Genomic DNA, 13,118 nt, shown 5'->3' on the forward strand with positions numbered 1-13,118 from the left:
CTCACCGCGGCCCTCGCGCCGCTGCTGTTCAACAACGAGGCGACCGCGGTCGCCGTCCCCAACCGCGCCGCACGGCGGGCGCTGAAGGGCCGGGCGCCCCGCCGCAGGGGCGCTCCCGCGGCTGCACAGCCCACGCCCTACGTGCTGCAGGCGAGCAGCGAGTTGTCCGAGGAGTTCTTCATGACCTCTGAGGTGATGATCCAGCAGGGCGACTACGTTTACCCGTTCGTGAATCCGAAGAACGGCAACCAGGTCGAGGCGCTGGTGTTCGCCGGCGGCAACCTCTCCCACCTGCGCCGCGACGCCACCAGCCCCACCGGGTGGTCGTTCGTCGCTTTCGACCTGCAGGGACTGTTCAACTCCGTCAACGACGTCGCGGTCGCTGCGAACGGCACCGACGTCTACGTCCTGGTGTTCGGCTATCCCAGCGGTAATCCGAATGAGAACCCGACCAATGCTCCGGCCTGGCTGACCCGGTTGACCGGTGCCGCCACCTGGGATTCCGGCATCACCGCCACCTACGAGGACCTGGGCATCGACGTCAGCGCCGAACAGGGGGTGGTCAAGGGCGGCATCTCGCGTGACGGCACGCCCTACTTCGCCACCACCTTCGTTGACGGCGGCACCACGACCCTGGGCGGCTGGGTGCCGACCGGCAATCTGGACTATGAACCGCTGATCTACCAGCAGTACCTACAGCCGACCCTCGACGGTGTGCTCACCGACTTCGCGGTGTTGTACGACGCCACCGAGAAGTCCACCACGGAAGCTCCCACGGGCTTCCTGTTCACGCTCACCGACAAGGGCACGCTGACGGTGTACCCGCAGAACGGCGCGAGCTACTTCGACGCCGGCATCAGTGACGCCGGCGCCAGCGGGGTGACCGAGCTGATGTGGGCGTACGCCTCGCCGACCAGTACCACGAACTATCCCGGCTACGCCTTCCAGACCGCCAGCGGAACCGGCTTCATCGATGAGAACGGCAACTACAACACGGTCACCGACGTCGCGCTGGCGGCGTCCAACGCGGTGTCGGTGTGGCAACAGAACGATCTGTACACGGTGAACCTGCTCGACTCCGACGGCACCCTGCAGATGATCCAGGAACTCTCCGGCGCAGGGACGGGCTCGTGGGCAACGCCGATCCCCCTGGTTCCCGACCTGCAGGCGGTGTTCGGCGTCCCGACCGACCCGAACCAGAACACGCTGTTCGCGGTCGGGCTCGATGAGACCCTGAGCGTGCTGTCCCTCGGCCCGGCCGGCTGGACCCAGACCCAGGTGCATCAGGCCGGCGAGGAACTGTACGACTTCTCCGCCTACCGGGTGCAGGGCACGGTCACCGACGCCAACGGCACGGCGGTGATGGGTGCGCAGGTCACGATCAGCACCGACCGCCCGGTGGGCGCCTGGACGCCGACCGGCAGCCTGCCGATCACCCCGGACGCCCCGCTCACCATCACCACCGACGTGAAGGGCGAGATCACCTTCAGCATCCCGTCCGACGAGTTGGACTGCGCCATGCTCACCCTGCAGGCGCTGGACGCCAACGGCAACGCCACCGGCAGCCCGCTGCTGGTGATGGCCGACAACGACGTCCGCGCGTTCCTGGGCGGCACCGGCACGCTGGGCGATCTCGGCACCCTGACCGGTGCGACACTGACCGCTGCCACCCAGAGCGACGGCACCACCCCGCTGTTCGGCACGTTGACCGACTCCGCGTCGGCGAACGCCTCCGCCCAAGCGCTCGGTCAGCTGATCAAGACCGGCAACGACGCCCAGAACTCCACCCAGTCTGCGCAGGCCTTCACGCTGGCGGTCAACGGTGGCAAACCCACCTACACTCCCGGTTCCGGGCAGGCGAAGCTGGAGGGGGCCCGGCTGACCTTCTCGTTCGGGCACCTGTTCGACACCATCGGTCACGCCATCCGGCACGGCGCGGCGAAGCTCGTCCAAGCCGTCGTCCGGGCGGCCGAGAACGCGGCCGGCTGGCTGGTCGACCTGGCGATTCAGATCGGTGAGGCCGTGGTCAACTTCACCGATCTCGCCATCGCCGACATGAAGAGCGCCTTCCATGTGATCGGCGGCTTCTTCGCCACCCTCGGCGCCGACATCAAAGAGGCCATCGACTGGCTGAAGAACAACGTGATCGAACTGGTTGAGGCCGCCAAATCCAGCGCGGCACAGTTCCAGACCTGGTTCGGCGACCTCGGCGCCAGCGTCACCGCCGCGCTCAACCAGGTCGAGATCGACACCGACGACTGGTTCAGCGGCAAAGAGGCCCAGGCGCATCAGGAGATCAGCAACCTCAAGAACCTGGTCGAGGGCACCCTCGGCGGACCAGCCCTGCCACCGCCGACCGACACCGGCAGCTCCTCCAACCAGAGCCACCTGGGCAAGGACCTCAGCTACATCGGAAAGGTGATGAACGACGTTCCCGGCAAGTGGCTGATGGACAAATTCATGTCCTACCTGCCGGCCACCGACACCGGGCCGACGATCAGCGCCGACACGTTCCAACCGCTGCTGCAGGATCTGGCGACCGACTGGGCCGACGCGATGACCTTGTCGGAGGCGTTGTTCAACTTCATCTCGACCACGATGACGGACGCGTTCAGCACCAACGGCAGCGCCGACAAGAACAAGCTGAGCAACACCCAGATCACCGACTGGTTCACCCAGCTCGACACCGTGGTGCACGACGGGCTGCAGCTGCTCGACGCGCTGGCCGACACCCTGCTCGACCTGTGCAAAGCCGGGGTGGCGCTGATCGAGGCGTACTTCACCTACCAGTACAACCTGGTCTCCAGCATGGGCATTCTCGGCTACATCCTGGAGAAGGTCGGGGTGGACCTTCACTTCAGCCTCTCCGAGATCCTGTCCTGGGTGGTGGCCTTCCCGGCTGCTCTGGTCGCCCGCTGCCGCGGCTACAGCGCGCTGTTCCCGGCCACGGTCGCAGGGGTCCCGCGCGGTCAGCTGGGCGCCAATCCGCCGGACGGCTGGCAGGTGGGGCTGGGCATCACCGGCGCGGTCGCCCAGGGCGTGTGGGGGATGGCGGACCTGGTCGGCGACGCGCAGCAGTTCTACGACAGCGACACCGGGAAACGGGGTGAGCCGTCCGGCCTGATCGACTACTTCGACATCCTGTGCCCGCTGGTCGAAACGGTCGCGCTGTGGCCCAGCGAGCCGAACAGCGACGGCAGCGCGTCCTACCCGTTCCACGGTGGCATCGCCACCAGTACCAACGACTATCAGTTGCTGCCGTTCATCGTCTGGTCGGCGGTGCTGCCGTCGGTGTTCGGAGCGGTGGCGAAGGCCGGCTGGACGAAGGATCTGAGCAACTCCGGCTTCCCCAGCGGGGTGCAGGACGTCGCCAAGGACTACATGGCGCCGTTCGTGCAGATGATCGCCGGCACCGCGAACACCATCATGGGCGGCGTCTACAGCGGCAAGAACAATGCCGGCTGGGTTGCCATCCTCGGCACCGTGCTGGGCAATCTGAGCTTCGTCGGTGCGCCGCTCGCGACCAAGGTGATGCTGGACACCACCGACGACATCTCCGGCCTGGTCAAGCTGCTGATCGACGCGGGCGGCAACATCGGCGCCGCCGTGTGCATCGCGGAGGCCACCAGCCTGCCGACGCCGTGAGGCCTGGGTCGGCGCTGCGCGCCTCGGTCAGGAACTCTCGTAGCGACCCGGATCGGTCCACACGCAGAGCCGCTTGCTGGAGTTCCCTCCGGCCGGCCACACCACGGCGAGCTTCATCGGTTCCGCGCCGTTGGTCAGCGGATGCGCGTGCGCCCAGATCAGGTACATCCGCTCGCCGTCGATGGTCAACGGCGCGGCGTTGGTGGGTGCCACCGCACCCCACACCTTGACCCGTCCGGTCTCGGTGCGCGGCACGGTGGGGCAGACCCCGCCGTAGCCGCGGCGATCCTTCAGGTTGACCAGCGCCACCGTGTCGCCGGCCTTCTCCACGCCGACCTGGCGGGTGGAGGTGAAGGTGCCCGGACTGGAACAGGGCAGGTAGTCGTCGATGATCGGCTCGCGCAGCCTTTCCTTGACCTGGAATCCGCCCTTGATCGCGGTCACCTTGGTGGTCGCGTCCCCGCACCGTGCGGTCAGCCCGATCGGGATCATCACCTGGTCGGCGCCACCGGAGCCGGTTGCCAGCCAGATGTGCCAATGCTGGCGGTAGCCGTTGCCGTCCAGTTGGGCGATCGGCACGGCCATGTCCTGCAGGCCGTCGCCGTCGGCGTCGGAATAGACCGGCTTGCCGAGCGTGTAGGTGCGTCCGTGCTTGTCCGGCTTGGTCAGATCGACTTTGATCGACTGCGAATGGTCCTCGAACCATCTCCAGTCGAGCGTCTTCGGGTCCAGCGTGCGGATGGCGTCGGTCGCGGGCCCGGACGGTGTGGGTGCGGACGCCGAGGTTACGGTCCCCGCGCCTCCCGGCCCTGGCCCTGCCCCTCCAGGTTCTGCACCGCCGGGTTGACTACCGCTTTCACCTGAGCCGGAGGAACAGCCGGCGAGCAGGGCCACGAGCGCGACGCCGCAGACGAGCCGGGTGAAACGGGGGAGTGTGCGGTCCATCGGTGCTCCTCGGCGGCTTTTGGTGAACTGAGCTCACGATCGGTCGGTGCGGGGAGGGTGGTGGCCCTACTGTGGCGGACCCCGGTGACAGCCGCAAGGGTGCGTGGGGGATCAGCGCATGCTCGGGGAGGTGTCTGGACAAGCTCGACCGGTGGCGGCCGCCCCCTTGCGGGGTTCAGCTTGCCGAAACCCCATGGTCCGGGTCTCGGCAGGCTCAACCAACGAGGATCAGCGAGGCTTGCTGGACACCAGGACACCGAGGACGGCGTAGCCGACCAGCAGGTGCAGCGGTGCGACGACCTGGGCGACGATCGGACCGAAGACGATCAGAGTCGGAATGGTCACCACGGCCCAGCTCTCGGCGACCATCGGCCAGAACCGGCGGACGCCCCGCCACTGACCGGCGATCGCGATCCTGATGCCGATCAGGAACATGCCGAACATCGAGAACGGCCAGAAGGCGTCCAGCAGCGCCCAGCCGGGCTGGTTCAGGTCGCTGATCCCGACCCCGTCGGCGATCGTCGAGCCGATGGCCAGGGTGACCAGCACCGTCTCGATGCCGAGCGCGGTCTTCGCCACCTTGCCGGTGCCGAGGGCATCGGTCTTCCAGAGCACCCAGAGCAGGGCGAGCAGCCCGGTCTGGAACAACCCGGAGCCGAACGCATAGCCGATCTCGCCGACCCGCGAGGTGGGGTCGAGGTCGAACAGCACCATGGTGGCGGCCCAGACGGTGCTGCCGATGGTGAGCAGAAGGCCGTGCCGCCTGAACGGGTAGCGAACGGCGGGTGTGGCGGCGGCGTCCGAGGCGGCGACCGCGAGGTCGGAGCGGGCCGGCGCCGGCTGTTGTGACACAGACATCAGTGGTTCTCCCTTTGTCGTCGGCCGACCGTGCTGCCGGCCCGATGACCCAACCGTGCTGGGCGGGGCGACCCGCGCCCCAGGGTGCGCCGTCCCTTCCCCGCTGGGCGGAAACGTCCCGTGACGAGGGGACGCCGGTCCCGCGCGGACGGGACGCCGAGCCCGCGATAATGCCGGAGTGCCCTTGCGGATGCCCCGGCTGCGGCCGCTCCCGATCGTCTGGTTGAGCCTCGCCCTGGCGCTGGCGGCATTCACCGTGATCTGCCAGGTGATCCGGCTGCGGGCCGGCGGCACCGTCGATCTGGCGTCACCGACCGCACCGCTCGGCGTGGTGATGACCGGCTGCGGCGCGGTCATCCTGTCCCGGCGTCCGGGCCACGTCATCGGCGGCATCCTGGTCGGCTTCGGACTGCTCTGGGCGGTGGACGGCGCGCTGGAGGCCTGGTACGGGCTGGGCATCACGCCACCGTTCGGCACCCTGCCCGACGACCTGCTGCCCGGCACCGGGTTCGCCTACTGGTTCGTCGCCCGGGCCGGGGCCTTCCTGCTGGTCGGCCTGCCGCTGGTGCTGGTGCTCTACCCGACCGGACGGTTGCTGGCCGGCGGCTGGCGATGGCTCGGAGTCGTCACCCTGGCGGCGTCCGCGGCGCTGCCGGTGACCCTGCTGGTGATGCCGGCCGCCGTGCTCGAACTCGGCGTGCCGGAGCCGCCGGTGGCCGACCCCGACCTGCTCAGCCTGCCGATCCCGGCCGAGGTCGGCTATCCGTTGATGGTGGTCACCCGGCTGGTCACCCTGGCCTCGGTGATCCCGGCGCTGGCCCTGGTGGTCGTGCGGCACCGCTTGGCGGCCGGCCTCGAGCGGCGCCGGCTGCGCTGGCTGCTCTGGGCCGGCATCGTCTGCGGCTTCCTCGCGGTGATCAGCCTGCTGGCGCCGTCGGGGCTGCTGGCCAGCTACGCGCTGTTCGCGGCGGTCGTCGCGACCTCGGTCTCGGTGACGATCGGCATCTGCGCGCCCGACCGCTACGACGTGGACGGCCTGGTCGCCGACACCGTCGCCTGGGGTGCGGTCGGTGCCATCGTGATCGGTCTCGACCTGGCCTTAGTCGCGCTGATCAGCCGCACGGTGGGCGACCACCTCGACCAGCGCGACGTCACGTTGGTGGTACTGCTGCTGACCGTGCTGCTCTACGCACCGCTGCGCAGCCTGCTCTGGGTCCGGATCCGGCGGCGGCTGCTGGGCCGGCGCGGCGACCGGTACCAGGTGGTCGCCGGTCTGGCCGCCCGGCTGGAGGCCAGCGGTTCGGTGGCCGACCAACTGCCGGCCCTGGTGGCGTCCGTGGCCGACTCGTTCAGGGTGCCGTACGTCGGCGTCGAGGTGTTCGCTTCCGACGGCGGACGGCTGCTCGCCGAACACGGACGCCGCCCCAAGCAGGTCAACGAGCTGCCGATCGCCTACTCCGGCCAGCGGGTCGGACGGCTGATCCTGCCGGTCCGTGGCGGGCTGCGGGCGGTGCTCACCCGGGCGGACCAGGCGCTGCTGATGGACGTGGTCCGGCAGGCCGCGATCGCCGTCCGGCTAACCCGGCTGACTGAGGAGCTGCAGGCCAGCCGGGAACGGCTGGTGCTGGCCCGTGAGGACGACCGGCGCCGGATCCGTCGCGACCTGCACGACGGGCTGGGGCCGGCGCTGGGCGGCGTCGGGCTGCGGCTGGCCGCGGCCGAGCAGGCGGTGGACTCCGACCCGTCCCGGGCCAAGGACCTGATCGGAGCCTCACGGACCGACCTGCGGGACGCGGTCGCGGAGGTGCGCCGGCTGGTGCACGGGCTTCGTCCGCCGGCGCTGGACGACCTCGGCCTGCTGGCCGCCGTCGAGCAGCAGGCCGATCAGCTGCGCGCATCCGGGCCGGTGGTGGCCGTCGAAGCCGAGGGCCTGGACGGGCTGCCCGCGGCGGTCGAGGTGGCCGCCTACCGGATCGTCGCCGAGTCGCTCACCAACGTGGCCCGGCACGCGCAGGCCGGGCTGGTGCGCGTCCGGCTGGTACGGGAAACGGGCGCCCTCACCGTGGAAGTCGCCGATGACGGCGTCGGGATATCGTCGGAGCGGACGGCCGGGGTGGGCCTGCTCTCGGTCCGGGAACGGGCCGCCGAACTCGGCGGCGAGGCCACGGTCGAATGCCCGGACGGCGGCGGCACCACCGTCCGCGCCGTCCTGCCGCTGACCGGAGGTGCCTGATGACCGAACCGATCACCGTGCTGATCGCCGACGATCACCCGATCTATCGCGACGGGCTGGCCTCGCTGCTTGAGCCGTTGCCCGACATCGAGGTGGTCGGACGCGCCGCGGACGGCATCGAAGCCGTCGAGCAGGCCCGGGAGAGCCGCCCCGACGTGGTGATCATGGACCTGCAGATGCCCCGGCTGAACGGCATCGAAGCCACCCGGCAGGTGCTTGCCGAACTGCCGGAGACCGGGGTGCTGGTGATCACCATGGGCGAGGACGAGAGCGCCGTCTTCAGCGCGATCACCGCCGGCGCCCGCGGCTACCTGTTGAAGGGCGCGGACGCCGACGAGCTCGTCCAGGCGATCCGGACGGTGCACGGCGGCGGCGTGGTGTTCGGCGCCTCACTGGCCCAGCGGATCGCCCGCGTGTTCGCCGCCGGACCGGCCACGGCAGCGCCGCCCGCCGTGTTCCCGGAACTGACCGAGCGCGAACGGGAGATCCTCGATCTGGTCGCCACCGGGCTGCCGAACGGCGAGATCGCCACCCAGCTGTACCTGTCGCCGAAGACCGTGCGGAACAACGTCTCGGCGATCCTGATGAAGCTGCGCGCCCGGGACCGGTCGGCAGCGATCATCGCCGCGCGCGAAGCCGGCCTGGGCCGTCGTCCCTGACCGCCGCCGCGTCCGCCGCCGGCTTGGGAAAACCTCAAGGGGCGCTGAATTCGACCTTGCTCATCTCTTGATCGCTGCTCCATCACCGGACGAGGAGGCCTTGCGCTCGGCGGATCAGTCTGCTCCCACGACAACGAGGTACCCAGCCTCGACAGCCCCAAGGAGCAGACATGAAGAAGGTCATCGGAGCCCTCGCCGCCGCAGCGATCGCGGGAGGCGCACTCTTCATTTCCACGCCGGTCACGGCATCGGCGCAGGAGGCCAACACCTGCTACGCGACGTCGATCGTTCATGAATCCCGCTACCAGAAGGTCATCGCGGGCAAGCAGGAGACGACGACCACCGAATACCGGTTCCGCAGCCGGGTCGAGCTCTACGGTTCCAAAGAGATCAAGTCGGTCGAGGGCTGGGACTTCGTCGACGGCGGCACCACGAAGGTGAACGGCCAGGTCGTCGCCGGCCATTGGGTGAAGTCGCCCGGGTTCCATCAGATCCCCGATGTGATCATCAACATCGTCTGGGGCAAGAGCGGCGTTCCCGAGCAGTACCTGGGCACCGGCTCCGTCTCACTGAGCAGCTACGGCGGCCCGCGCGAAACCGTCAAGTACAAGGCCGAGAAGGTGCTGACCGACGAGGGCTACACCGATTGGGGCCCGTGGTCGGACTGGTCGACCGACAACCCCGGTGGTGAAACCGACACCCGCGACGTCGACAGCCGCAAGATCGGCAACGGCGACGGGACGCCGGACCGGACCGTCTACTACCTGCCCGGTGGCGGCAGCTCCAGCGACCTGGGCGAGGCCAACTGGACCACCGACGTCCCGGACAATTCCTGGACGTTCATCGACAAGCGCGACCGTGAGACCAAGACGCCGATCGACTGCCCGCCGCCGGCCGCCGAGAAGGTCACCCTGAAGGTGCAGGTCGACAAGTACTCGACCGCGACCAAGAAGCTCCGCTCGAAGGCCGTCGGCTACGACAACGACGGACTGCTCCGCAAGGGCGAGGACAAGCCGCACTACGGCAAGTCCAGCTGGGAGATCGTCACCGTCACCGGCACCACCGAGACCACCAAGGCCGAATGGCTGGGCAAGATCAACCAGGCCACCAAGAAGATGCCCAACCTGACCTCAACCAGCAAGTGGTCGGCGAACGCGGCCAAGGGCCGCAAGTCGATCACCGTCGCCTGGGTGATCAGCGGTGACAGCAACCCGACCGCCTGGTACTACAAGCACACCAAGACCAACGTCGCGCAGCGGTTCCTCGCCAGCAACCGCTGACCCGTGACTCCAAGGGCTGCCGTCGTGACCTACGACGGCAGCCCTTGCGGCATGCCACCGTGCTGCAGGGCGGCCGGGCGTCGGGAGAGGTGGGTCACTCGGCTTTCGACGGCCGTTCCACCACGACGGTCACCTTGGTGACCACTGCCGCGAGCGCACCCACGCCCAGCAGCAGCGGGGCGACCAGTGCGGTGACCGCACCCACGGTGAGGCCGGCGTTCAGCGGTACCTCCAGCAACGTCTTGCCACCGCGCCGCAGGGTGATCCGGCGCACGTTGCCCTCGCGGATCAACTCCATGATCTTTCCGACGACGTTGCCGAGTGTCACCTCGAACTGCTCGGTGTTGCCCTTCTCGGTCATGCTTGCTCACTCCAACGACGGTCAGGGCCGGTGTTCCGGCCGATGCACCCATTCTTTCCACGCCGGGCAAACCGGTGGCTGTTCGGCTGATCCGGCACGGCTGTGGAAGGGCGCCGGTACCCTGATAGATAAGCAAAGGACGCCGCGACGCGGTTCGCCCGGACCACGTCGGAGTGGATGCACTCGGTGGTGATTGAGATGGCTCGGATCTTCCTCGTCGACGATCACGAACTGGTGCGCCGCGGCATCGTCAGTGTTCTGGAAACCCAACCCGATCTCGCCGTCGTCGGCGAAGCCTCGTCGTGTCGCGAGGCGGTCGTCCGGATCGCAGCCACACGACCAGATGTCGCCGTACTCGATGCCGGTCTACCGGACGGCAGCGGCATCGACCTGTGCGACTACCTCAGGCGCCGGCATCCGAGCCTCGGCTGCCTGATCCTGAGCCCGGAGCCGGACGACGACACGATGCTCGCGGCGTTGCTGGCCCACGCGTCCGGCTGCCTGCGGAAGTCGGCGCGGGCCGCCGAACTGCTGCGGGCGGTGCGTGCCGTCTCGGCCGGACGCCGACTGCTCACCCCGCTGGCGACCCGGCCGATCACCGGCCCGCACCGCTGGAACGAGGATCCACGGTTCGCTTCGCTCAGCACCCGCGAGCGGCAGATCCTCGCCCTGATCGCGGACGCCCTGACCAACCGGCAGATCGCCGACCGGCTCGGCCTGGCCGAGAAGACGGTCAAGAACCACGTGTCCAGCCTGCTGTGCAAGCTCGGTTTCGAGCACCGCACCCAGGCGGCGGTCTTCGAGATCGAGCGGCTCAGCGAGCAGGCCCGGCTGCGCTCGATGGCCGCCGGCTGGCGTTAGTCGTCCGCACCTGATCGGACGATGAGCACCGGGCAGTGCGCGTGGGCGGCGCACGCCGAACTCACCGAGCCCAGCAGCATGCCGACGAAGCCGCCATGGCCGCGGCTGCCGAGCACCAAGGTGTCGCAGTGCCGGCTGAGGCCGATCAGCGTCCGGGCTGCCGGACCGGGCAGCACCGTCCGGGTCAGTCGTTCGGGCGGGGAGTCGCCGAAGGCGTCGGCGATCGCGGCGTCCAGCACCTGTTCGGCGTCATGTTCCGGCGTCCACTCGACGACCAGGTAGGGGTCGGTGAAGGCAGGTGGCGACCAGACGGTCACCGCCTCCAGCGGAGCCTGGAAAGCGGTGGCGATCCTCGCCGCATAGCGCAGCGCCGCGATGGAGGGCCTTGACCCGTCCACCCCGACGACCACTCGATCCTTGGTGATGTTCTCGGTCATAACTCGACTGTGGCCGCTCAACGACGCCGCGGCTGGGACGAAAGTCCCGCCGCATGGGTGACGCTCCCCGTGGGCGCCTATGTCGCGGCGGTGCATCGGTACGGCAAGCTGGACCCGCCGGTGCACGAATCCCGTGGCACCGGCCCACCGCCAGGGTGGACGTTCAAGCGCGAGAGCGACGAAACGGAGGACATACGGTGAACGCAGCGATCGAGAAGGGCCTGTCGCACGCCGACCAGACCAAGGTGGTCGAGGTGGGCCGGGGCGTGCTCGCCCGGGTCGGTGAGATCGTCCGGGACTCGATGGACGTCGGCGACGCGTCGGTGCTGGTGATCGCCGACGAACGCACCTGGGCTGCCGCCGGCGAGGCCGTGGACGCCTCGCTGCGCGCCGCCGGGTTGCGGGTCGAGGATGCGCTGATCTTCCCCGGCACTCCCGCGTTGTACGCGGCCTACGAGCACTGCGAGACGATCCGTGAGCGGCTGCGCGAGACCGGTTCGCTCGGCGTGGCGGTCGGTGCCGGCACCCTGAACGACCTGGTCAAGCTGGCGTCCGGCGAGCTGGAGCAGCCCTACACGGTGGTCGGCACCGCGGCGTCGATGGACGGCTACACCGGCTTCGGTGCCCCGATGACCCGCGACGGCGTGAAGGTGACCATGCCCTGCCCGGCACCCCAGGTGGTGATCTTCGACCTGGATGTCGCGGCCGCGGCACCGCCGAACATGGTCGGTTCGGGCTACGGCGACCTGTCGGCGAAGATCCCCGCCGGCGCCGACTGGCTGCTGTCGGACGCCGTCGGCTGGGAGGCGATGCATCCGCTGGCCTGGGAGCTGGTCCAGGGCGGCGTCGCAGAGGCACTGGCCCGCCCCGCCGATCTGGCGGCCGGCGATCCGGACGCCTACGCGGGCCTGGTGAACGGGCTGATCCTCTCCGGATTGTCGATGCAGGTCTACGGCGGCACCCGTCCGGCCTCCGGCGCCGAGCACTACTTCAGCCATCTGTGGGAGCTGGACCACCTCGGCCAGGACTGGGACCCGCCGCTGTCGCACGGCTTCAAGGTGGCCATCGGCACGCTGGCGATGAGCGCCTTCTACGAGCGCTTCTTCCTCCGCGACGTCACCGCTGACGCGGTCGAGAAGGCGATCGCGGCGTGGCCGGACTGGGAGACGATCGAGGCCGACATCCGTAGCCGGCTGTCGGGGACACTCGCCGACCATTGCGCGAAGGAGACCCGGGCCAAGTACATCGAGGCCCCGGCCCTGCGGGAGCGGCTGACCCACGTGCTCGAGATCTGGGGAACGCTCAAGCCGCAGCTGGAGAAGCAGCTGATCCCGGCCCGCGAGCTGCAGGCGATGTTGAAGGCGGCCGGTGCACCGAGCGTCCCCGAGGACATCGGTATCACCGCGGCCAAGGTCAAAGACACCTTCCTCAGTGCCGCCTACTACCGGTCGCGCTACAGCGTTCTCGACCTGGCCCGCGAGCTGGGCTGGTTCGACGAGTTGGTGGACGAGGTGTTCGCACCGGGCGGTCTGTGGACCTGAGCCTCTCCTTCGTCATCCCGGGCTTGATCCGGGATCTCTCCCTGCCTGAGATCCCGGGTCGGAGCCCGGGATGACCTGAGCGAGAGCCCGGGATGACGTGACGATCCGCCGTCGAAGCCGCCCCAAGAAAATTCCATTGTGAGGTGCCACGAAGTTGGGGGCCGCTGCGTAGGTTGACCGTGACCAGTTCGCTCGCGACGTGGGAGGCAGTGGTGGCCGACGCCGACCCGACGCCGGCCGGCGAGCTCGACTTCGAACGGTTCGTGCACGAGCACTCGGTCGGCTTGCAGCAGTTCGC

At 69.1% G+C, this 13,118-nt stretch carries 10 protein-coding genes; 6 read left to right on the top strand and 4 right to left on the bottom strand.

The window, feature by feature from the left end:
* On the top strand, window positions 1–3,645 hold a 3,645-nt coding region (locus QM624_RS02135; protein WP_415088458.1), incomplete at its 5' end, for a hypothetical protein.
* 27 nt (window positions 3,646–3,672) lie between these two features.
* On the opposite strand, the gene QM624_RS02140 is transcribed toward QM624_RS02135, so the two are convergent.
* Together QM624_RS02140 and QM624_RS02145 are read right to left on the bottom strand one after the other, a co-directional pair.
* Entirely contained in the window at window positions 3,673–4,590 is a 918-nt protein-coding gene (locus QM624_RS02140; protein ID WP_415088459.1) for a hypothetical protein, read from the bottom strand.
* A gap of 228 nt (window positions 4,591–4,818) precedes the next feature.
* A complete protein-coding gene (locus tag QM624_RS02145; protein WP_415088460.1) occupies window positions 4,819–5,448 on the bottom strand; it encodes a hypothetical protein in 630 nt (209 codons plus the stop codon).
* Between the two features lie 178 nt (window positions 5,449–5,626).
* On the opposite strand from QM624_RS02145, the gene QM624_RS02150 reads away from it, so the two are divergent.
* The 3 genes from QM624_RS02150 (at window position 5,627) to QM624_RS02160 (ending at window position 9,620) form a co-directional block, all read left to right on the top strand.
* A complete protein-coding gene (locus QM624_RS02150) occupies window positions 5,627–7,681 on the top strand; it encodes a sensor histidine kinase (protein ID WP_415088461.1) in 2,055 nt (684 codons plus the stop codon).
* A complete protein-coding gene (locus QM624_RS02155) occupies window positions 7,681–8,340 on the top strand; it encodes a response regulator (RefSeq protein WP_415088462.1) in 660 nt (219 codons plus the stop codon). Before QM624_RS02150 ends, QM624_RS02155 begins: the two co-directional genes overlap by 1 nt.
* A 170-nt stretch (window positions 8,341–8,510) precedes the next feature.
* Window positions 8,511–9,620, top strand: a complete 1,110-nt coding sequence (locus tag QM624_RS02160; RefSeq protein ID WP_415088463.1) for a hypothetical protein — start codon at window positions 8,511–8,513, stop codon at window positions 9,618–9,620.
* A gap of 94 nt (window positions 9,621–9,714) precedes the next feature.
* On the opposite strand, the gene QM624_RS02165 is transcribed toward QM624_RS02160, so the two are convergent.
* Entirely contained in the window at window positions 9,715–9,981 is a 267-nt protein-coding gene (locus tag QM624_RS02165; RefSeq protein ID WP_298132918.1) for a DUF4342 domain-containing protein, read from the bottom strand.
* A gap of 198 nt (window positions 9,982–10,179) precedes the next feature.
* Between QM624_RS02165 and QM624_RS02170 the strand changes: the two genes are divergently transcribed.
* Entirely contained in the window at window positions 10,180–10,842 is a 663-nt protein-coding gene (locus tag QM624_RS02170) for a response regulator (RefSeq protein WP_415088464.1), read from the top strand.
* On the opposite strand, the gene QM624_RS02175 is transcribed toward QM624_RS02170, so the two are convergent.
* The gene (locus tag QM624_RS02175) at window positions 10,839–11,279 is read right to left on the bottom strand and encodes a universal stress protein (protein ID WP_415088465.1); all 441 of its coding nucleotides are present in this window, start codon (window positions 11,277–11,279) and stop codon (window positions 10,839–10,841) included. The two genes, QM624_RS02170 and QM624_RS02175, sit on opposite strands and share 4 nt — an antisense overlap.
* 197 nt (window positions 11,280–11,476) lie before the next feature.
* Between QM624_RS02175 and QM624_RS02180 the strand changes: the two genes are divergently transcribed.
* Window positions 11,477–12,820, top strand: coding sequence for a sn-glycerol-1-phosphate dehydrogenase (locus QM624_RS02180; RefSeq protein WP_415088466.1), 1,344 nt, complete (start codon window positions 11,477–11,479; stop codon window positions 12,818–12,820).
* Window positions 12,821–13,118 lie beyond the last annotated feature (298 nt).

Origin of the sequence: Micropruina sp. (genome assembly GCF_047606365.1) — a bacterium.
Taxonomy (GTDB): Bacteria; Actinomycetota; Actinomycetes; order Propionibacteriales; family Propionibacteriaceae; genus Micropruina.